Annotated in this window: 18 protein-coding genes; 10 read left to right on the forward strand and 8 right to left on the reverse strand. The window is 73.8% G+C overall.

The window, feature by feature from the left end:
• Positions 1-25: 25 nt before the first annotated feature.
• The 7 genes from LG634_RS12730 to LG634_RS12760 all read left to right on the forward strand — a co-directional run bounded on the left by LG634_RS12730 (position 26) and on the right by LG634_RS12760 (position 9,605).
• On the forward strand, positions 26-997 hold the full coding sequence (locus tag LG634_RS12730) for a PLP-dependent cysteine synthase family protein (RefSeq protein ID WP_226733868.1): 972 nt from the start codon (positions 26-28) through the stop codon (positions 995-997).
• 109 nt (positions 998-1,106) lie between these two features.
• Positions 1,107-2,921, forward strand: coding sequence for an asparagine synthase (glutamine-hydrolyzing) (asnB, locus tag LG634_RS12735; protein ID WP_226733869.1), 1,815 nt, complete (start codon positions 1,107-1,109; stop codon positions 2,919-2,921).
• Positions 2,918-3,970, forward strand: a complete 1,053-nt coding sequence (locus LG634_RS12740; protein ID WP_226733870.1) for a PrpF domain-containing protein — start codon at positions 2,918-2,920, stop codon at positions 3,968-3,970. The genes asnB and LG634_RS12740 overlap by 4 nt, the downstream gene beginning before the upstream one ends.
• Positions 3,943-5,091, forward strand: coding sequence for an acyl-CoA dehydrogenase family protein (locus tag LG634_RS12745; protein WP_226733871.1), 1,149 nt, complete (start codon positions 3,943-3,945; stop codon positions 5,089-5,091). The genes LG634_RS12740 and LG634_RS12745 overlap by 28 nt, the downstream gene beginning before the upstream one ends.
• A complete protein-coding gene (locus LG634_RS12750) occupies positions 5,082-6,509 on the forward strand; it encodes a dihydroorotase (RefSeq protein WP_226733872.1) in 1,428 nt (475 codons plus the stop codon). The genes LG634_RS12745 and LG634_RS12750 overlap by 10 nt, the downstream gene beginning before the upstream one ends.
• Positions 6,502-8,058, forward strand: coding sequence for an FAD-dependent oxidoreductase (locus LG634_RS12755; protein ID WP_226733873.1), 1,557 nt, complete (start codon positions 6,502-6,504; stop codon positions 8,056-8,058). The genes LG634_RS12750 and LG634_RS12755 overlap by 8 nt, the downstream gene beginning before the upstream one ends.
• Before the next feature lie 296 nt (positions 8,059-8,354).
• A complete protein-coding gene (locus LG634_RS12760; protein ID WP_308072463.1) occupies positions 8,355-9,605 on the forward strand; it encodes an MFS transporter in 1,251 nt (416 codons plus the stop codon).
• Between the two features lie 91 nt (positions 9,606-9,696).
• On the opposite strand, the gene LG634_RS12765 is transcribed toward LG634_RS12760, so the two are convergent.
• Positions 9,697-10,239, reverse strand: coding sequence for a carboxymuconolactone decarboxylase family protein (locus tag LG634_RS12765; protein WP_226733875.1), 543 nt, complete (start codon positions 10,237-10,239; stop codon positions 9,697-9,699).
• A gap of 15 nt (positions 10,240-10,254) precedes the next feature.
• Complete coding sequence (locus LG634_RS12770; RefSeq protein ID WP_226733876.1) at positions 10,255-11,256, reverse strand: hypothetical protein; 1,002 nt, start codon at positions 11,254-11,256, stop codon at positions 10,255-10,257.
• 253 nt (positions 11,257-11,509) lie between these two features.
• On the opposite strand from LG634_RS12770, the gene LG634_RS12775 reads away from it, so the two are divergent.
• Positions 11,510-12,040, forward strand: coding sequence for a GtrA family protein (locus LG634_RS12775; protein WP_226733877.1), 531 nt, complete (start codon positions 11,510-11,512; stop codon positions 12,038-12,040).
• A 23-nt stretch (positions 12,041-12,063) separates the two neighbouring features.
• On the opposite strand, the gene LG634_RS12780 is transcribed toward LG634_RS12775, so the two are convergent.
• From LG634_RS12780 to LG634_RS12790, 3 genes are all read right to left on the reverse strand, one after another.
• Positions 12,064-12,819, reverse strand: a complete 756-nt coding sequence (locus LG634_RS12780; RefSeq protein WP_226733911.1) for an SDR family oxidoreductase — start codon at positions 12,817-12,819, stop codon at positions 12,064-12,066.
• A 139-nt stretch (positions 12,820-12,958) separates the two neighbouring features.
• Positions 12,959-14,188 carry a cytochrome P450 family protein gene (locus tag LG634_RS12785; protein WP_226733878.1) on the reverse strand — a complete coding sequence of 410 codons (1,230 nt, stop codon included), beginning with the start codon at positions 14,186-14,188 and terminating at the stop codon, positions 12,959-12,961.
• A gap of 32 nt (positions 14,189-14,220) precedes the next feature.
• On the reverse strand, positions 14,221-14,910 hold the full coding sequence (locus LG634_RS12790; RefSeq protein WP_226733879.1) for a ScbR family autoregulator-binding transcription factor: 690 nt from the start codon (positions 14,908-14,910) through the stop codon (positions 14,221-14,223).
• A 571-nt stretch (positions 14,911-15,481) separates the two neighbouring features.
• Here LG634_RS12790 and LG634_RS12795 point away from each other — a divergent pair.
• Complete coding sequence (locus tag LG634_RS12795; protein ID WP_226733880.1) at positions 15,482-16,495, forward strand: ScbA/BarX family gamma-butyrolactone biosynthesis protein; 1,014 nt, start codon at positions 15,482-15,484, stop codon at positions 16,493-16,495.
• Positions 16,496-16,850: 355 nt separating this feature from the next.
• Complete coding sequence (locus tag LG634_RS12800) at positions 16,851-17,507, forward strand: ScbR family autoregulator-binding transcription factor (RefSeq protein WP_226733881.1); 657 nt, start codon at positions 16,851-16,853, stop codon at positions 17,505-17,507.
• 263 nt (positions 17,508-17,770) lie between these two features.
• On the opposite strand, the gene LG634_RS12805 is transcribed toward LG634_RS12800, so the two are convergent.
• The 3 genes from LG634_RS12805 to LG634_RS12815 form a co-directional block, all read right to left on the reverse strand.
• The gene (locus LG634_RS12805; RefSeq protein ID WP_226733882.1) at positions 17,771-18,157 is read right to left on the reverse strand and encodes a hypothetical protein; all 387 of its coding nucleotides are present in this window, start codon (positions 18,155-18,157) and stop codon (positions 17,771-17,773) included.
• Between the two features lie 471 nt (positions 18,158-18,628).
• Positions 18,629-18,877 (reverse strand): acyl-CoA carboxylase subunit epsilon, encoded by a 249-nt coding sequence (locus LG634_RS12810; protein ID WP_226733883.1) that lies wholly within the window; start codon positions 18,875-18,877, stop codon positions 18,629-18,631.
• A 429-nt stretch (positions 18,878-19,306) separates the two neighbouring features.
• On the reverse strand, positions 19,307-20,206 hold the full coding sequence (locus LG634_RS12815) for a 4'-phosphopantetheinyl transferase family protein (protein WP_226733884.1): 900 nt from the start codon (positions 20,204-20,206) through the stop codon (positions 19,307-19,309).
• Between the last annotated feature and the right edge of the window lie 84 nt (positions 20,207-20,290).

Raw genomic sequence — 20,290 nt, forward strand, 5'->3', positions numbered from 1 at the left:
CCCGCGCCGAGGAGGGACAACGACCATGACCGCAACCGCGACCGAGACCGCGCACCGCCCGGCCACCGCGCACCGCGTGGCCCGCTCGCTCGACGACCTGGTGGGCGGCACCCCGCTGCTCCGGGTGGACCTGCCCGGACTGCCCGACGGCAGCCGGCTGCTGGCCAAACTGGAACTGTTCAACCCGCTCGCCAGCGTCAAGGACCGGCCCGCGCTCTACATGCTCCGGCACGCCGAGGAGACCGGGCTGCTGCCCGCCGGCGGCGGCGGGACCGTCATCGAGTGCTCGTCCGGCTCCACCGGCATCTCGCTCGCCGCGCTGTGCGCCGCCCGCGGCCACCGCTGCATCATCGTGATGCCCGACAACGCCACCGAGGAACGCCGGCTGATCCTGCGGGAACTCGGCGCCGAGGTCATCTCCGTCGACCACCGCGACGGCCTGCCCGCCGCCTGGGCGTACGCCGAGGAACTCCAGCGCTCGATGCCCGGCTCGTTCCTCCCGCACCAGGACGAGAACCCCGCCAACACCCGCGCCCACTACGAGACCACCGGCCCCGAGATCTGGGAGGCCACCGGCGGCGACATCGACGTCCTGGTCTGCGGCGTCGGCACCGGCGGCACCCTCATGGGCACCGCCCGTTACCTCCGCGAACGCCTCCCGGACCTGCGCGTCGTCGCCGTCGAACCGGCCCGCTCGGCCGTCCTGTCCGGCGGCGAGCCCGGCCCCCACGGCATCCCCGGCATCGGCGCCGGCTACATCTCCGCGCTCACCGACACCGCCCTCATCGACGAGGTCGTCCCCGTCGCCGACGAGGCCGCGGCCGCCGCCGCCCACGAGATCACCCGCGCCACCGGCCTGCTCGTCGGCATCTCCTCCGGAGCCGCCGCCTGGGCGAGCCGGCACGTCGCCGCCGGCCTCGGCCGGCCCGCCACCGTCGTCACCGTCTTCCCCGACACCGGCGAGCGCTACCTCTCCACCGCCCGCGCCGCCCTCTGACCCCCGCCTTCCGGGTCCGGTCCGCCCCCGCCGGACCCGGAAGACCGGGCACGCACCCCCCGCACTGCGCACCGACCCCTCCCCGCCCCGGACAGAGAGACGTGTTGGCATGTGCCGCATCCACGGATACTTCAACGCCACGGCCGGCGCCCAGGAGCTGCGCACGGTCGCCGCCCTGCAGCGCCACGGCGGCCCCGACGGCACCGGTCAGCTGACCGCTCCCCGCTGGGGCCTGGGCAACAACCGCCTCGCCCTCGTCGACCTCGACGGCGGCGCCCAGCCCTACGGCCGGGGCGGCCCCGTCCAGGTCGTCTTCAACGGCGAGATCTACAACCACAACGAGCTCCGCCGCACCCTCGAAGGCAAGGGCCACACCTTCGCCGACCGCTGCGACGGCTCGATCCTGCCCGCCCTCTACGAGGAGTACGGCGACGCCTTCACCGAGCACCTGGAAGGCATGTACGCCGTCGCCCTGCTCGACCTGCGCGCCGCCGCCCCCCGGCTGCTCCTCGCCACCGACCACATCGGCATGAAGCCGCTCTACTACCGGTGGGACCCGGCGGCCCGCTCCCTGCACTTCGCCTCCGAACTGCCCGCCCTCCTCGGCTTCGGCGGCCTCCCGCACCGCGCCGACCCCCGCGGCCTCGACGCGTACCTCGCCACCCGCACCCCGTTCGGCACCGCCACCATGTACGACGGCATCAGCGTGCTGGCCCCCGCCACCACCCTCAGCTGCGTCCTCGGCGAACTGCCCCGCACCACCACCCGCACCCCCGCCCCGCCCCCGTCCCCCCGGCTGCTCAGCCCCGCCCTGGAGGACCACGCCCTCGACGTCCGCCGCACCCTGCGCGCCGAGGTCGCCCGGATGCTCCAGGCCGACGTGCCCGTCGCCGTCATCACCTCCGGCGGCCTCGACTCCAGCCTGATCACCGCGCTCGCCGCCGAACACGGCGGCCCCCTGCACTCGTTCAACATCGCCTACCGCGGCACCTGGCCCTTCGACGAACGCCACTACGCCCGCGAGGTCGCCGACCACACCGGCACCGTCCACCACCAGATCGAGATCGACCCGGCCGCCTTCCCGCAGCTCATCGAGGACACCGTCGCGAGCCTCGGGCAGCCCAACGCCGACCCCATCACCCTCAGCTCGTACGCCCTGTTCGCCGCCGTCCGCGCAGCCGGCTTCAAGGCCGTGCTCACCGGCGACGCCGCCGACGAGGTGTTCGGCGGCTACGACCGGATGCGGCACGCCGCCACCGCCGCCGCCTCCGGGCGCGCCTGGGCCGACGCCTACCTCGACCACCTCGCCGTCCTCCCGGCCCGGCTGCGCCACACCCTCTACACGCCCGAGTACCGCGCGTTCGTCCAGGACACCCCCGTCATCGCGCCGGAGGCCACGGCCGCCCTGCTGCACGGCGAGGACACCGTCCAGCGCCGCATCACCGACTTCGAACTCGGGCAGCGGCTGCCCGCCTACCACCTGCGCCGCGTCGACCACCTCAGCATGGCCCACTCCGTCGAGGCCCGGCTGCCGTTCTGCCAGCCGCGCGTCGTCGCACTCGGCCGCCGGCTCCCCGACCGGCTGCGCATCCACCTCGGCCAGGTCAAGCGCACCCTGTACGCGGCCTCCGACGGGCTGCTTCCCGCAGGCGTCCTGCAGCGGCCCAAGCAGCCGTTCACCCTGCCGGTCACCGCGATGCTCGCGCCCGGCACCCCGCTGTGGGAGTACGCCCGCGACACCCTGCACCCGGCGGCCGTCGCCGCCGGCGGGCAGCTCGCCCCCGACGCCGTCGACGGCCTGTTCCGCCGCCAGGCCCAGGCGCCCGACGACACCACCGCCCTCACCCTGTGGGCGCTGCTCGTCCACGAGGTGTGGCGGGCTTCCCTGCCCGCCACCCGCCGGCTCGTGGGGGCCGCCGCGTGACCGGACACCTCGCCCACGCCGCGGGCAGCCCCTGCCCCACCGTCGTCCTCGACGCGAGAACGGTCGCCGCCGCCGAGGACGCCCTCCTCGCCGACCTCGCCGCCGTCCGCGGCCGGCTCGCCGACACCGGCCACGCCCACGTCCTGAAGATGGCCCTGGTCCGCCCCGCCGAACACCCCATGTTCGACCTCGACTACCGCTTCGCGCAGGCCCTGCCCGGCGGCCACGACCGCTTCGACCTGCGCGGCTCCTGCGGCCACTCGATCCTCGCCGCCGTGGTCGCCGCGGCCCGGGGCGGCATGCTGCCGCCGCTCGCCGCCGGCGCCCGGATCCGGGTCCGGGTCCTCAACACCGCGGACAGCGTCGTCTGCGACGTCGACGACACCGGCCCCGACGGCGCCCGCTTCACCGTCAGCTTCGTCCAGACCCGCCCGGTGCCCTTCACCGAGCTGCTGCTCGCCGGGGAGCCCCGGACGAAACTGACGGTGGGCGGCGTGCCGCACGAGGTGTCGCTGGTGTCCGCCGGCAACCCGTACGTCTTCACCGACGCCCGGCACCTCGGCATCGACACCCCCGACGCCCTGTTCGCCGCCGGCGACGGGCTGTTCGAGCAGCTGGTCGCGATCCGCCTGGCCGCCGCCGGACGCCTCGGCCTGCCGCTCACCGGCGCCTTCCCGAAGGTCGCGGCCCTGCTCCCGGCCCACGGCGGCGGCCTCGCGGCCCGCGCCGTCTCCGTCCCGGCCTGGCACCCCACCCTCGCGCTCACCGGCGCGATCTGCCTCGGCGCCGCCGCCGCCATCCCCGGCACCCTCCCCTGGGAACTCGCCCGGGAGAGCGGGCACACCGCCGGCGCCCTCGCCCTGCACACCCCCGGCGGCCGCACCGCGGTCACCGCCGCGGCCGGCGACAGCCCGCACGGACCGGCCCTCACCTGGGCCAGCGTCGCGGACAAGCACGTCAGCTACCACGGAACAGTCCAGCTCACCCCGCCGCTGCGGCGGGAACCGAAGGAGGTCGCCCCGTGCCGGGCACTGTCAACGGCAGCCTGACCAGCACCCTCACGCCGGCGCTGCGGGCCCGCCTCGCCGAGGCGGCGGCGGAGAGCGCCCGCACCGGTCGCCCCGACCGCGAGGTCCTCGGCCTGCTGCGGCAGTCGGGCCTGCTGGCCACCGCCGTCCCGCGCGAGCACGGCGGCGCCGGCGGCGACGGCGCCCAGGTCAACCGGGTCGTCGAACGCATCGCGGCCGACAACCCGTCCGTGGCGATCATCGCGTTCCAGCACTTCGCCGTCAGCGCCCGGATCGCCGAATGGGGCACCGACGAGCAGAAGCAGCGGCTGCTGCCCGCCCTCGCCGACGGCACCGTGCTCGCCGCCTCCGCATGGAGCGAGACCGGCGCCGGCGCCGCCAAACGCAACCTCGCCAGCACCGGAATCCGGCGCGACGACGGCTCCTGGGTGCTGCACGGCACCAAGGCCTTCACCACCGGCGCCGGCGTCGCCGACCTCTACCTCGTCCTCGTCAGCACCGGCGCACCCGCCGCCGACGCGGCCCCCGGGGAGCCCGAAGCCCCCGCCGCCGTCTACGGGGCCGCCGGCCAGACCTTCTTCCTCGTCGACGCCGCCAACCCCGGCATCGCCCCGCAGCCCGGCCCCGGCCTGCTCGGCATGCGCGGCTCCGCCACCGGCATCGTCCGCCTCACCGAATGTGCCGTCGGCGACGACAGCCGGCTCGGCCCGCAGGGCGCGGCCACCGAGATCATCGCCGGTGTCCGGCGCTCCGGCGCCACCCTCGGCGCCGTGTCCGTCGGCATCGCCGAAGCCGCCCTCGACCACGGGCTGCGGCACGCCGCCCGGCTGGGCCTGCTGTCCGAACCGGCCGTGTCCCACCGGCTCGCCGACCTCGCCGCCCGCCTCGAATCGGCCCGCGCCCTCGTCGAACGGGCCGGCGCCCGCACCGCCCCCGACCCCGGCCTGACCACCCTCTACAGCAAGCTGCATGCCTCCACGACGGCAGAGGACATCTGCCTCGACGTCGCCCGTCTGACGGGCTCCACCGGATACCTCGGGGACGACACCGCAGCCCGGCTCTTCGCCGACGCCCGCGGCATCGCCCTGATGGGCCCGGCCAACCCCCTGTGCCGAGAACTGGCGGTGACCTCATGGAACTGAACCCAGCACCCGACCACGCCCCGCAGGCCGGACGGCCCGCGCCCGACCTCGTCGTCACCGGCCGGCGCATCGTCACCCCCGACGGGGTGCGGCCCGGCGCCGTGCACATCCGCGACGGGCGGATCACCGCCGTCGAGGACACCGACACCGCACCCCCGGCCGCCCCCCGGATCGACGCCGGCGACCAGTACGTGCTGCCCGGCCTGATCGACTCCCACGTCCACTTCCGCACCCCCGGACTCACCCACAAGGAGGACTGGGAGCACGGCAGCCGGGCGGCCGTCACCGGCGGCTTCACCACCGTCATCGACATGCCCAACACCCGGCCGGCCACCAACAGCCCCGAACTGCTCCTCGCCAAGGCCGACGAGATCGCCGGCCGCTCCCTCGTCGACCACCGCTTCCACATCGGCCTCGACCCCGAGCGCCCCGAACTCCTCGCCGAACTCGACCCGGCCGTCGCCACCAGCTCCAAGATCTTCATGGCCGGCCACCACACCGCCCCCAACGTCGTCCGCGACTTCGCCACCCTGGAGAAGGCGTTCGCGGCCGCCGCCCAGGGCGGGGTGCAGCTCGTCCTGCACGCCGAGGACGACGAGCTCTTCTCCCTCCTCGACGGCTGGTGGGGCGCCCCCGGCAGCTACCGCGAGTACGAGGCCCGCCGCCCCCGCAGCGCCGGCATCGTCGCCGTCGCCAAGGTCCTCGAACTCGTCCGCCGGCACGGCACGAAGGCCCACATCCTGCACCTGTCCAGCGCCGAGGAAGCCGACCTGGTGTGCGCCGCCCGCGCCGCCGGACTGCCCGTCTCCTTCGAGGTCACCGGCCACCACCTGGCGTTCACCGACGAGGACACCGCCCGCCTCGGCGCCCGCACCCGCCTCTCCCCCTCCATCCGCTCCCGCACCGACCAGGAGCGCCTCTGGGACGCCGTACGGGAAGCCCAGTCGGCCACCATCGGCAGCGACCACGCCCCGCACACCATCGAGGAGAAGACCCGGTCCGTGCAGGACTCGCCGCCCGGGCTGCCCGGCGTGCAGGAACTGGCCGTCGGCGTGTGGACCGGCCTCTGCCGCCGCCGGCGCAGCCAGGACAACTCCGACCGCGCCGCCGAACTCCTCGCCCGCTGCCTCGGATCCGGGCCCGCCGACCTGTTCGAGCTGCCCGGCAAGGGCCGCATCGCCCCCGGCGCCGACGCCGACCTCGCCTTCCTCGACCCCGGCGCCACCTGGATGATGTCCGCCGCCGACGTCCGCTCCAAGTGCGGCTGGTCCGCGTACGAAGGCTGGACGTTCACCGGCCGGATCACCCGCACCCTGCGGGCCGGCCGGACCGTGTGGGACCTCGCCACCGGCGCGTACGGCGCCTACGACGGCCGCTTCCTCGCCGGCCCGGCACCGGAAGGGGACCGCCGTGGCTGACCGCCCGCACGCCGTCGTCGCCGGCGGCGGCATCGGCGGCCTCGCCGCGGCCGCCGCCCTCGCCCGCACCGGCGCCCGCGTCACCGTCCTCGAACGCGCCCCGCACACCGGCACGGGCGGCGGCGGCCTCGTCCTCTACGCCAACGGGGTCCGCGCCCTCGACGCCATCAGCCCCGCCCTCGGCGCCCGGATCCGCGCCGAAGGCCACCTCACCGGCCCCGACGAGACCCGCGTGGTCACCGACCCGCACGGCCGGATCCTCGCCTCCGAAGCCATCGGCGCCCAGGGCGTGGCGCGCGGCACCCCGCAGATCCCCGTCCTGCGCGCCGTCCTCCAGCAGGCCCTGTACGACGAGGCCACCGCCGCCGGCGCGACCGTCCGCACCGGCGCCGCCGTCACCGGCCGCACCCCGCTCCCCGGCGGCGAACGCGCCCACCTCGCCGACGGCACCGCCGTCGACGGCGACCTGCTGATCGCCGCCGACGGAATCCACTCCGCACTGCGCCGCGCCCTCCTCGCCGACGGGCCCCCGCAGTACCGCGGCTACACCTCGGTCCGCGGCCGCGCCACCGGCCTGCGGATCCCGCACCCCGCCCGCGTCGTCAACGGCACCGGCGTCCAGCTGTTCATCTCGCCCGCCGGCCCCGGCGTCCTCTACTGGACCGCCAAGATCACCGCACCGGCCGGCACCTGGCCCGCCAAGGGCCCCGCCGCCGCCCTCGCCGACCTGCGCGCCGCCACCGCCGACTGGGACGAGGCGGTCCGCCGGCTGCTCGCCGCCACCGCCGCCGAGGACACCGTCGTCACCGACATCCACGACCGCGACGCCGCCCCGCACTGGACCGACGGCCGGCTCGCGCTGCTCGGCGACGCCGCCCACCCGATGGTCCCGGCCCTCGGCCAGGGCGCCAACATGGCCCTGGAGGACGCCGTCGTCCTCGCCCGCGCCGTCGCCGCCCACCCCGCCGACCCGCCCCGCGCCCTCGCCGCGTACCAGGCCGCCCGGCTGCCCCGCACCTCCGCCGTCGTCCTGCGCTCCCGCGCCCAGGGCGCCGTCGACCAGGGCGACGGCGCCGCCGGCGCCCGCCGCCGCGACGACTTGATGCGCACGCAGGGACGCAAGGACATCGACACCGCCGACATCCACGACTGGCACCCCGACCGGCCCGAACCCACCGAAAGGAACGAAGAGTTGACCGACCGGACCGCACCCGCCGCTGAGCACGACACCCCGCAGTTCCCCGTCCGGTGCACGCCCGGACCGGTCTGGCGGGACTCCAACGTCCGTACCGGCCCCTCACTCGACAGCCCCGTCGTCCAGCTGCTGCTCCCCGAGGAATGGGTGTCCTACGACGCCGACGGCTGGTCCGAGGGCGACGAGGTCGTCGAGGGCGAGCACCCCTGCGGGGAGATCACCAGCTCGCTCTGGTTCCGGCTCGCCTCCGGCGGCTGGACCAGCGCCGTCAACTTCGAGCCGTCCGCGGTCGACGCCATCGTCCCCGGCGGCTCCCGCCAGGCAGCCCCGCTGACCTCGGGCAGCCAGACGTAGCCGGCGAACTCGTGCAGCCAGCGCCGCAGCCCCGGTACGGAAGATCCGCGCATATCGGCAGTCTCCTCGGCTTCGCCCACGGAGATCGCGTTGTCGAGTCCATCCTTGCGCTGTCCGGGGGGCCGTCCTTCTCCGTCCGTGCGCGATGTGCGCACCTTCGGAGTTGGGCGGGCCCCCGGCGCCGAGCACGATGATCCCTCGTCCGTACGGCGCACCAGCCAGGAGACCTCATGACAGCCGCCGCCACACCCGGCTCCCCAGCCGCGGGATTAAGCCGCCGATCCGTCACCGCGACCGTGATCGGCAACGCCGTCGAGTCCTACGACATGCTCGCGTTCGGCCTGTTCGCCCCCTTGTTCGCCGCGCAGTTCTTCCCCTCGTCGAACCCCGTCACCTCGATGCTCGGTGCGTTCACCGCCTTCGGCATCGGCGTGCTGGCCCGCCCGGTCGGCGGCATCCTCTTCGGCCGCTACGCCGACCGCCGCGGCCGCCGCCCCGCCCTGCTGCTCGCCATCGTCCTGATGACCAGCGGCTCCGTCCTCATCGGGGTGGCCCCCACCTACGAGCACATCGGCATCCTCGCCCCGCTGCTGCTCGTCGTCGCCCGCATCGGCCAGGGCATATCCGCCGGCGGCGAATGGCCCACCGCGGCCGCCTACCTCATGGAGGAGGCCCCCGAGAAGCGCAAGTGCCTCTACGGCAGCCTGTTCTCCGCCTCCACCGGTCTGGGCGTGCTCACCGCCTCCGCGATCGGCGCCGGACTGACCGCCGCCATCGGCCGCGAGGCCATGGCCGCCTGGGGCTGGCGGGTGCCCTTCCTCATCGGCGGGGTCTTCGGCCTGGTCCTGATGGTGCTGCGCAACCGGCTCGCCGAGACCGCCGTCTTCCGCCGCGAGGTCAGCGGCCGCGCCCGCACCGGCTCGCTGCGCCAGGTGCTGCGCAGCCACCGCCGGCCCGTGCTGCTGTCCGTCGTGATCGTCGGCGGCATCGCCACCGTCAGCGGCATCTGGTCGGCCGTGGTGCCCGCCAAGGGCCAGGAACTCGCCCCGGACGGCACCATGTACCAGGTCGTGATGGTCGCCGTCGGCGCCATGCTGGTGCTCAACGTGCCGCTGGGCATGCTCGCCGACCGGATCGGCGCCACCCGCTTCCTCGCCGGCGTCACCGTCGTGTTCGCCGTCGCCGGCTCCTACGGCTACCTGAACATCCGCGGCACCTTCGCCAGCCTGCTGCTCGCCTACGGCAGCGGCGTCGTCTACCTGGTGTCCGTCACCAGCGTGCTGCCCAAGCTGCTCTCCGAGGTCTTCCCGCCGCACGTGCGGGTCATCGGCATGGGCCTGCCGCACGCCGTGACCACCGCCGTGCTCGGCGGCGCGACGCCGGCCGTGGCGACGTTCCTCGGGGAGAAGGGCGCCGACGGTGCCTTCGTGGCCGTCATGGTCGCCCTCGTCGTGCTGGCCGTCCCGGCCGCCGTGGCCTCCCGAGGCCATGTCGCCCGGCCGCCGGCACCGGTCGTTCCGGAGCCCGCCCTTGCGGTCGCCAAATAGCCGGTTACCGCTCCGGGCCCGGCCGGCACCCCGTGGTGCCGGCCGGACCCGGCCGCAGTCCGCCGGTCCGGCCCCGTGCCGGACCGGCGGGTCAGGCGCCCGGCGGCAGGTAGCCGTTGGCCGCCAGGTGCGCGCCGATCGCGTCGTACACCGCCGGGTCCTCGGGCGTGATCGCCGCGAGCCCGTCGACGTACCGGTTGTACAGGCAGAACGCGGCCGCGATCAGCACCGTGTCGTGGATCGCCTCGTCGTCCGCGCCGGCCTTCCGGGCCGCCTCGACGTCCTCGGCCGACACCGTGCGGGCGTCCCCGCGGACCTTCGCCGCGATGCGCAGCAGCGCCCGCAGCCGCTCGTCCACCGGGGCCGTCTCCGGGTCGTTCTTGACCGCCTCCACCAGCGCGTAGCCGCCGCCGTTGATGTGCGCGGCGGCCGCGCTGTGCGAACCCGTGCAGTACCGCGTCCCGTTGAGGTGCGACACGTACGCGGCGATCAGCTCGCGCTCGCCGGCGGTCAGCCGGGACTCACCGCGCAGCAGCAGCTGCGCCAGCTCGTTCAGCTTGCGGCCGGCCTCGGGCCGGGCGGCCATCAGGCCCCGGATGCCGGGGATCTGCTCGGGGATCTCGATGTGCGGCACGGTCGTCCCTCCTCCTCAGTTGTTGAACCAGGGGGTGGCGGTGGGGTCGGTGCTGAACTGGGCGAGCATCAGGTCGGCGACCTTCTGCTGACCGGCGGTGCTGGGGTGCACCCGGTCGCTCTGCAGGTCGGTGCACTTCCACTCCAGGCCGTCGCTGCGGCCGGGGGTGCCGCCGACGACGTTGTCGGAGCCCAGGCCGTCGGCCCACAGGTACGGGCCCCAGGACAGCCAGGGGGCGACGCCGCCGGCGCCGTACGAGAGCGTGGAGTCGCCGTTGATCTGGTCCTGGATCAGCTTCTTGACGGCGAAGCCCTGCTGGTAGGCGCCCGCGCTGCGGACCGGGTTGTACGTGTAGATGCGGCTGGCCACGTAGCCGACGGCCAGGTTCGGGTACTTGGCGCGGCCGTTGCGGACGATGTCGGCAAGCGCGTTGCGCAGGGTGTGCGCGCCGGCCGGGAAGGCGCCCAGGTTGTCGCCGACGAACTGCTCCTTCAGCCACACCGCCTGCACCTGGGCGGGAGTCACGCCGGCGTTGGAGAGCCGGGTGGCGAGCACGGACCAGGTGGCGTCGTTCGGGTTGGCCCAGGTGGAGGCGTCCTTGCCGCCCTGCGCGCCGTCCACGAGCACCAGCTTCGGGTTCTTGCCGCCCCAGGTGCCGACCGTGGAGATGAACTTCTGGAACTCCTGGGTGGTGTTCGACATCCCGATGGAGATCAGCACGATCTTGCCGTTGACCAGGTCGACCTGGCCGGCTGCGTTGCGGGGGAGGACCGCGTTCTGCGCGAGGTTCTGCCCCGCGCTCTCGTGCGCGGCCGGGCGGCTGTTGCTGCCGTTCGGGTAGAGGCCGCCCTGGATCCCCTGGTACGTGCCGGTGCCCAGGTCGTTCAGCGGGACCAGCCCGCTGGACGTGAACGAGCAGTCGGTCGGTGCCGAGGCGGCCGGGTGCGGGACGAGGGCCAGGGCCACGGCGGTGGCGGCGGTCGTCAGGGCAGCGAGCATCCGTCGCTGGACGGGCATGGATCCTCCGGTGGACGCACGGGCGGGGCGGTCGGCGCGGGCCGGTGCACCGGCCCGGGCGGCACGATCCTTGCCGGGCCGCGCACGGCCGGGCCACTCCCGTATTGCTCCGCACCGGCTGCCCCGGCACCCGCCGCTACTCGTGCAGATCGCCCCGTCGGCGCACGCCGTACGGCATTGCGAACACTGTACGGAACCCGTACAGTGTTCGTTACGACGAACAGTGCACGGTGGGAAAGGGAGGGGAGGCGGGATGACGGACCACACGACGGGTACGGCCGGCGCGGCTGAGCAGGCCGCGCGCCCGGCGGCCCCCGGCCCCGTCGCCGCCTTCGCCCGCTTCGTGCTCTGCGGCGGCGGCCTCGGGCTCGCCTCCGGCGCCGCGGTCGCCGCCCTCGGCGGCCTGCTGCCCTGGGCCCTGGCCAACGCCCTGGTGACGGCGGCCTCCACGGTCCTGGGCACTGTGCTCCACGCCCGCTTCACCTTCGGCGCGGGCAGCCGCCCGGGCCTGCGCCAGCACCTCCAGTCGGCCGGTTCGGCCGCCGGCGCCTACGCGGCCACCACCCTCGCGGTGTCCGTCCTCCACCTGCTCCGCACCACCCCGGACCTCCTCACCGAACAGGCCGTCTACCTCACGGCCTCCGCCCTCGCAGGCCTCTGCCGCTTCCTGGTCCTGCGCCTGGTGGTGTTCCGGACGGGGGGAGGGGAGCGGACGGCGGCGGCCGCACCGGTCCCGGCTGCTCCGGTGGAACTCCGCACGGCGGGGTACGCGGCGGCGGCGTAGCGCGCCTCCCCTCGGCCCGAGGGTCAGAGCTGCGAGCCGCCCGATGCGTCGAGGCGCTGCCCGGTGACCCATTGCGAGTCGGAGGATGCGAGGAAGGAAACGATGCCCGCGATGTCCGAGGGCTCGCCGATGCGGTCGAAGACCGATATGGCTGCCAACTGTGCGGCGCCCTCGGGCGTGGTGCGGAGCTTGGCGTTCATGTCGGTTGCGACAAAGCCCGGAGAGACGGTGTTGACCGTGATGCCGCGGGAGCCGAGCTCCTTGGCGAGGGCGATCGTGAGGGTGTCCACGGCCCCCTTGCTCATGGAGTAGACGACGGACTGCGGGTAGGCGGCGCGGGTCACCATGGAGGAAATGTTGACGATGCGCCCGCCCGCCGACATGCGGCCGAGTCCCTCGCGGATCACGAGGAGGAGCGCGGTGACGTTGACCGAGAAGATCCTGTCGATCAGCTCGGGGGTCACCTCGTGGATCCTCGCCGAGCCGCTGACGGCGGCATTGTTGACGAGGACGTCCAGCCGGGGTTCCATGCCGCGCCGTTCCAGCTCGGCGTCGAAGGCGGCGAAGAGGGCCTGGGCGTCGCCCGGGACACCGAGTCGGGTCTGCAGGGGGAAGGCGTCGCCCCCCGCGGCGCGTATGGAAGCCACGACCTCGTCGGCCGCGGCGGTGTTCTGCCCGTAGTGGACGGCGACGAGCGAGCCGTCGGACGCCAGGCGTTCGGCGATTCCGCGGCCGATTCCGCGGCTGGCACCGGTGACCAGCGCGGTCCTTCCGGCCAGCCGCCCCTCGGCGGTCCGCGTCCGTCCGAGGTCTGCGGGTTCGCCGCCACCGCTCCGGGGCGCAGGAGAATACGTCAAGGTGAACGCCGTTCTGGATCTCTTGCCGACAGGATCGGGACCACCGCACGCGACCGGAGCGTCATCGGCTGCTCGGCTCGCCGAGCAGGACCGGCAGCGACCGGTGGCCGTTGATGAGGAACGATTCCAGCGGTTCGAACGGCTGCGCCTGCTCCATCCGGGGGAAGCGCTCGAACAGCGCGGGAAGCGCGATGGCGGCCTCCAGTCGGGCGAGCGGGGCGCCCAAGCAGAAGTGCACGCCGTGCCCGAAGGCCAGGTTCTCGTGGCCGCCGGGACGCTGCAGGCGGAACTCGGCGGCGTCTTCGCCGTGCAGCTCGGGGTCGAGGCCGGCGGCGGCGAAGGAGACGGCGATGGGATCGCCCTGACGGATCCGGACCCCCTCCAGGTCGATGTCCTCCACCGCGAAGCGCAGGGGCGCGTATGCAACTGGTCCACGCGCCCGCAGGGTCTCGGCGATGACGGTGTCCCAGCCGACGCGCCCTGCCCTCACGTGGTCCCGCTCCTCGGGGTGCGTGAGGAGTGCTGCTACTGCGTTGCCGACCAGGCTCGCGGTGGTGTCGTACCCCGCGGCGATCATCATCTTGAGGGTGAAGATGAGCTCCTGCTCGGTGAGCTGCTCGCCTGCCTGGTCCCTGGCTGCGATCAAGGCCGAGGTCAGGTCGTTGCGCGGCGCGGCCCGGCGGGCGGCTGCCAGGGAGGTCAGCAGCTCGTGGGCCGTGGCGCGGGCCGTGGCGGCCTGCTCCGGGTCGACGTCCGTCCGCAGGCTCGGGTCGATGGCGCCGATCAGCTCCGCGCGGACGTCCTCGTCCACGCCGAACAGCTCGCAGATGACCCGGATGGGAAGCGGCCGGGCGAAGGAGGTGACCAGGTCGACCGGGACGCCCGCCGGAGCCGCCGCCAGGTCCTCCACGAGTTCGGCCGTGATCCCCTCGATCCGGGGGCGCAGGGCGGCGATGCGGCGGTGGGTGAAGGCGCCCGCGATGAGCCGCCGCAGTCGCGCGTGCTCCTCGCCGTAGGCGGACAGCATGTTGCGCATGGCTGCCCAGCCGTAGAATTTCCACTCGCTGCTGACCTGCCCGTCGATGAACGCGGGCCAGTGCCTGTGTGCGTCCCGGGAGACCCGGGGGTCCGTCACGAGCTGCTTGATCTGGCGGTGCCCCGTGACCGACCATGCGGTGACGTCGCCCAGCAGCCCGACCGGAACGGCCGGACCCTGCTTCCTCAGCATGGCCGTCTCACCGGCCAGGTCGCGTGCCGATGCGTCGAGCGCGTACGGGCAGCTGTTTTCCATGTGTTGCATCCGTCCCCCCGGTCGGATGCCGCCTACTCGGAAGGCTCCGATTCGGCGGCTCCGGCCTGTTCCTTCTCCTCGCGAAGCCGGATTGCGGCTTCGTACACTTCGATGCCGCGATCCGGCCTGAAGTCCAGCTGGACCAGTACGGACGGCACGGCGATCGCCGACATCAGGCAGGTGTACAGGTCCGACATCCGTTCGAGGATGTCGGCGCGGCCCGTGACGGCCTGGGACATCAGCTGGACACCACCGAAGGCGCCCGAGACGAGCTGGCCGATCCTGGCGGTGTCGATGCTCGGGACCAGTTCGCCCGACGCCTTGGCCTCGTCGAGGACCGCCTGCACGCCTTCGGCCCACGCCATGTAGGGGATCTTGCGGTCGATGGAGTCGCGCCCCTGCTCGACGGCGAGCCGAACACTGCCGCGCAGTACCGGCTCCACTGTGAGCATGTGGGCGAGGAGGTACCCGTTGTCGATGAGGAACTGGAGCTTGAGGTCCTGCATCGGGACCTCGGGCAGTACGTCCACCTGGCCGGCCAGGACGGCCTGGGCGAGCTCTTCCTTCGACGCGAAATGGAAGTAGAGGGCGCCCTTGGTGAGCCCGGAGCGCTGGAGGATCTCGGAGATCGTGGCAGCCTCGTAGCCGACCTCGTCGAAGACCTCCGCGGCCGCGGTGAGGATTGCCTGCCGGGTCCGAATGGCTCGTTCCTGTCGTGCCATTCCTCACCTCCGTACGACTCCACCCGCTGTAACAGGCTGCTGAAAGAAAACCGTCAGGTTCGTATCTTACCAGGCAAGCGCATGTGTCGTCAGTGCCGACATGCCGGAGTGAGGCTGGAGGAGGTGATTGCGCGCGACCCTGCCAGAGCGGGGGATCCCACCCCGTCGCGGCCAGCGGTCAGGGGTCGATTGCGCGCACTTGAGGAGAATAAAACCACGTCGGCGGTTTTGCAATCGGTGAACCTCGATGGCCGAGGGTATCGGCCGATCGCCGTACCGGGGGCTCCGGTGTGCCTGTGTCTGGATCCAGAGCCTGCCAAATTGTCCGGATCATTACGTTCTTGGTAGTGAAATCTCTTGTCTGAAGCGGAAGTTCCGGCTCTTCTTGACATCTTGTCGACGACTCGTCAGTGCGCGATCAAGATCGTCTGTGTGGAGTGAGCGGCTGGAAACGCTCTGAAGTGATGCTGCCGTAACGGCTTGAAAAGAAAACCGGTTAGTACGTATCTTATGAGTCGTGGGGTCCAAACGGGGGGCCCTCGACCATCCAACGTCGCGCGGAGAGGTCCCCATGACCCTGATGACGCTTCAGCAGGCAGCCACGTCTTCCGTCCGGTCGACGGCCACTGAATGTGGTGCGGGCCTGGCGGGGGCGCTCCTGACGACCACCGTCCCGCGGGAGTACGTCCACCGCGCCTGCCACGCGGAGGTCTTCCTGACGGGAGCCCGCAAGATCGACGACCGCAACTTCGCGCTCACCGGTCAGTGGCCCCGGGCGCACACCTTCTTCACCAGCGCGGACGGGCGTCGCCACGACCCCCTTCAGGCTGCCGAAACGCTTCGCCAGGTGGGGCTGTTCTTGGCGCACGCGGAGTTCGGCGTCCCGCTCGGGCACAAGTTCATCATCTGGGACATGGACTTCACCGTCTGCCACGAGGAGCTGGCCATCGGGGCGGCCCCCAGCGACCTCGAGCTGCGTGCCGAATGCACGGACATGAGCTGGCGGGGCAACCGGCTCGCCGCCTTCACCATGCGCGCCACGGTCTACCGCGACGGCAGGATGGCCGCCACCGGAAGCGGCAGGTTCACCTGCCTCTCCGCGGCCAGCTACCGCCGGATCCGCGCCGGGAAGCTGGCTGACGACGGTGCGCCGACGCCCGTCGTCAACCGGACCTCCCTGGTCGCCCCGGCCCTCGTGGGCAGGCTGAACCCGTTCGACGTGGTGCTTGCCACCGAGGGCGACGTGCCCGGCCGCTTCCGCGTCATCCCCGACCCCGCACACCCCATCCTCTTCGACCACGGCGGCGACCACCTCCCCGGCATGGTCATCCAGGAGGCTGCGCGCCAGGCGGCCTGTGCGGTGTCGGACCCCGAGTTCTTCGCCCTCAGTTCCGTCTCCACCACCTTCCACAGGTACGCCGAACTCGACAGCCCGCTCTGGGTGGACGCCGAGCTGCTGCCCACGCAGCGCCCTGGTGAGCTGCGGGTCCAGGTGACCTTCCACCAGGACGGCGAACAGGTTGCCTCTTCTGTCCTCACCGGCCTCGACCCGCAGGCTTCGGCGCACCTGAAGCCGGCCGCCTGACCGGTCGCCCGGGCCGCCACCCGTACGAGCCGGTACCTCTTTGCGCCCGGTCCCCGCCATGTGCGGGGACCGGGCTTTTGACGTTCCGGTCGCGGGGTCGGGATTAGGAATCGGGGCTTCCGGTTTTTGGGGGTGTGGGGTGCGGCCGCCGCGGGTCCGGCGCGGGCGGGCCGGCCGGCCGGGGAGGAGAGGACTTCGGCCTCCAGGGGCACCCGAGAGGTTCTCAAGTGCGCCTTGAGCGACCCTCCAGGGAAGGGCCACATGCTCGGCTGCGTCGCGTCCGTGCAGGTGCCGCCGTGGCCGGATCGGGGCCGTCCCGTCAGCACGGCTGCACGTCGCAGCAATGGAGCCCGGGATGGCGAGACAGGAGCGCGCGCTGCACACGCGCCGCGCGTTGATCGAGGCAGCCGCCGAGGTGTTCCACCGCGAGGGGTTCGAGCCGACCGTGCTGGCCGCCGTCAGCGCCCGGGCCGGGGTGAGCACCGGTGCCCTGCACTTCCACTTCGCCGGCAAAGGTGAACTGGCCGCCGCGGTGGAGGCCGTGGCCGCGGAGCGGCTCGGACGGCTCACGGCGGACGGAGCCGGCCGACTCGACCCGTCGGGTCCGTGCGGCCCGTCCGGGGAGGACGTGCTCCAGGCGCTGATCGATGCCACCCATGCCCTGGCCCGGGCGCTGGAGGGCGACGCCGTGCTGCGGGCCGGCTTCTCCCTCTCCGGGTCACGCGGCCGGCGCGCGCCGGCGGTCGACCTGCGCGGCGAGTGGCAGCAGTGGGTGCGCGCGGTCCTCGTGCGGGCCGGCGAGCGGGGCGCGTTGGCGCCCGGTGTGACGGCGGACGATGCGGCCGTCCCGGTCGTGGCCGCAACCGTCGGCATCGAGGTGCTGGGCCGGTCCGGTGTGCGGTGGCTCAGTACGGCCGTCCTCACCCGGTTCTGGGCCCTGCTCCTGCCGAACCTGGCCGCGGAGCCCGTCCAAGCCCGACTGGCCGCCGGGGGGACGGAGAGCGCGCGCTGAACCGTCCTCGACCGGACGCACTTGAAAACCCGCACTCCGGTATGTTTGGATCATCAGGTCGATGCCGCGCGGTTCCGGGGTCGCGCCTCCGCCGGCGTGGCCCCGGGCCGCGCTCCTTCCCCTCGCACCGTGGGTGCGAGGGGATTTTTCGTTTTTGCCGGGCCTGGTGGAGAGGGGCTCGGGGGTGTCGGGGCCGGTGGCCGCGGCGCTGAAACAGTCGGGGCGGTTTGGTACGGGGCGGGCTGTTGCCCGGGTCGCCCGCCTCAGACCGTGTCGTCGCGGGTGACCGTGCGGTGCAGGAGGGTCCAGTCGCCCGGCTCCGCGGCCGGGGCGAGGACGTCCTCCAGCACGCGGACGTGCAGTCCCTTCCGGGCGGCGCCGCGCGGCGTGGACACCAGGGCGCTGCACCGGGTGTGGACCGTGCCGTCCGGCTGCGGCCGGGCGTCGAGCATGCCGATCCAGTGCCGGGCCGCGCCGTCGCCGGCGGCGCGCTGCGCCTCCTCGGCGTCGAACAGCCGCATCTGGCGGTCGTAGAAGCGCTGGACCTGCCCGTACAGCGCGGCGAACGCGGGGTCCGCCGCCGTGGTCCGGGTGCCGCCGAGCATCTCGATGGTCATCTCGTCTGCCTCCTCCTCCATGGCCTGTCCCATGGACGTGGACAGTGTGTGAGGGGGCGTTGGAGCCCGCTTCGAGCCCTCCTCAAGCGGCCTGCCCGGAGCGCCTGCCGGGCGGCCGCCGGGTACGCCCGTCCCGCGACGCCCCGGCCCGCTGCCCGCCGCCTGCGTCCGTCGCACGGCGGCACCCCGCGCCTCCCGCTCTCTGTCCCGCCGCGGGCCGTGTCTCCTGCGCTCTGTCCCGCCGCGGGCCGTGTCTCCTGCGCTCTGTCCCGCCGCGGGCCGTGTCTCCTGCGCTCTGTCCCGCCGCGGGCCGTGTCTCCTGCGCTCTGTCCCGCCGCGGGCCGTGCCTCCTGCGCTCTGTCCCGCCGCGCCCCCGCTCCCCGCCCCGCTGGCCCCGCCCCGACGGCCTCCCCGCCCACCCCCGTACGGCTTCCCCCGGCACGCCGAAGCCGCCCGGGCCGGGGGACCGGCCGGGGCGGCTTCGGGGGTGGCAGGGCTACCGGGTCAGGAGGCCCAGGAGCCGGGGGCGACGAACGGCGGGCGGCGGCGCGGCGGGAGCCGGTGGATCCGGGCCCCCGGGCGGGCGGCCGCCCGGTCCGCGTCCTCGCGCTGCCGGATCCGGGCGGCGAGCAGCACCGCCAGGGTGGCGACCTCCTCGGCCGTCGGATTGCCCTTGGTGATGCGGATCGAGGCCGCCAGTGCCAGGGCGGCCGCGTCGTCGACGAGGGCGGGGACGGGAACGGCGGCGGTCACGGCGGGACGCTCCCGCCCCTGCGGCCGGGCTGCGGAGGGTGCTCGGTGCACAGCATGGCTTTCCTCGGCGATGCTCATACGGGCCCTTTCGACACAGAGGCACCGGCTGCGGCCGGTGTCGCGTCAGCATCCGAGGCGGTGCTCAAGGAACGCTCGAATCCGCCTGCAGCAGCGGAAGAGACGGGCCGGACCCGCGTCGGCCGGGCGCGGGCATGCCGGTGCCCCGCTGCCCGTGCGTGGGGGACGACGGGGGCAGCGAGGCAAGTGGAGCGGCATGCTCCCGGCCGGGGGAACCGGGAACCGGCCGCACACCCGAGTCTCCTCCCGGGAACTCGGACGAGCCTGGAGCGGCGGCCGCAGCAACGCTGGTGCGGCCACCGCCCCCAGGCCCGCCCGGGTTCCGAAGAAGGAGCCGGCGGTCGGGGGGTGTCAGCGCTGGTCCAGGAGGCCCGACACCATCGTCAGGAAGTTCTCGTCGAGCATCGTCGACGCCGACGTGTCGCGGGACGAGCCCAGGCCCGTGTCGTGGCAGGCGACGCTGACCAGGAAGCGGTCCAGCACCGGGTACGTGCCGAAGGCCCACTCGCCGGTGGCCGCCGGAGTGCCGTCCGGGGCCAGCAGACCGGTCTCGCCGCCGCTGCCGTTCGAGAACCCGAACTCCGAGAAGCCCAGCCGCAGGCCCTGGCCGAGCGCCTTCGTATAGGCCTCCTTCAGCGTCCACAGCCGCAGCATCGCCGCCGGCTGCTCCGCCTCCGGCAGCGCCCCCAGCTCGGCCTTCTCCGCCGCCGTGCACACCTGGTCCTGGAGCAGCCGGAACGACAGCCGGCGGCCCGCCGGTTCGGTGTCGATGCCGATCCGGCCGGTGCTGCTGATGCCCACCGCGATCAGGTCGTCCGTGTGCGTCAGGCTCACGTCGATCTGGTCGAACCCCCGCAGGTACGGCCGCCCGCCGATCTTGTACGCGAGGTCCAGGTCGGTCGGGTCGGTGCCGAGCGCCGCCGCCGCCGTGTACTTGACCGCCAGCCGGGACGCGACGAACCGGAAGCGGATCGTCGCGTCGGTGGTCTGCCGGTAGCGCAGCCAGTCCCGGCCCAGCAGCCGGCGCAGCGCCGGCTCCGCGAGCGCCGCCGTCAGCCACTCGCCCCATGTCGTGTACACCGCCGCATTGCCGCGCAGGGCCATGCCCTGCGCCACCTCGTCCCACGGGCCGGCCGGCCCGCTGACGTGGATGGGCGCGCTGATCCGGTGCGCGTGGTCCGCGGTCGCGGTCGCGGTCGCGGCCGAGTCCGGGTCCGACAGGTCCGCCAGGTCCGTCAGGACGTCGGTCAAGGGGCTCTCCTTCCGTGCTGCTGGTGCTTGTGCTGCTCGTGTTCGTGCTCGTGCCGGTGCCCGGTGTGCCGGCCGTGCGGTGCG

Origin of the sequence: Streptomyces bambusae, assembly GCF_020532645.1 — a bacterium.
Lineage (GTDB): Bacteria > Actinomycetota > Actinomycetes > Streptomycetales > Streptomycetaceae > Streptomyces > Streptomyces bambusae.